The sequence below is a fragment of the Pseudoalteromonas sp. SG45-2 genome (genome assembly GCF_014164115.1).
GTDB classification, from domain to species: Bacteria; Pseudomonadota; Gammaproteobacteria; order Enterobacterales; family Alteromonadaceae; genus Pseudoalteromonas; species Pseudoalteromonas distincta.
Genome location: NZ_JACJEO010000064.1, coordinates 1 through 619, shown reverse-complemented (window position 1 = coordinate 619; position 619 = coordinate 1). Strand labels below are relative to the sequence as shown.

The 619-nt window shown below is 40.2% G+C and carries 1 protein-coding gene; it reads left to right on the top strand.

What is annotated here, in order from left to right; genetic code table 11:
- The coding region (locus tag H5116_RS20095; RefSeq protein ID WP_259398899.1) for a tyrosine-type recombinase/integrase at nucleotides 1-619 on the top strand (619 nt) is incomplete at both ends.

Here is a 619-nt window from a genome sequence, read left to right as displayed (position 1 = left end):
ATTACTGATGAGGAACTTAACGCCTTTTTTAACGATCCTGCGATTCGTAAACTTTCTAGAGCAAGCCAAAAAATACAGATAAACAGTATTTGGTTCTTGTTTAAGAATATTTTACATCGGCCACTAAACTTAGATATTGTACTGCCAAAAGTAAAACTTCGCGCACCCACGTATTTATCGCGCGATGACATGCGACGGCTTATAGAAAGTTGCACCGATATGCGCTTAAAAACATTGATAGTGGTGTGTTATGGATGTGGTTTGCGTATTGGCGAACTGCTGCGCATCAAAGTGCAAGACATCGATGGACAGCGTAAAACCATTTTAATTGAACAGGGTAAAGGAGATAAGTCACGCTATGTTGTTGTATCAGATAGCGTGCTAAATCAATTACGTTGCTATTGGAAAATGTATCACCCAACGGGCTGGATGTTTTATTCACGATGGTTAATGGATAAATCCATGTCACCCTCAAGCTTCAGAAAGGCATTGAGAAAACATGCACAAATGTGTGGTTTAAAGCACTGTAATCCACATGTATTACGCCATGCTTATGCAACACATCAACTTGAGTTAGGGATGCCGCTTCATCAACTTCAACATCAGCTTGGTCACAGTG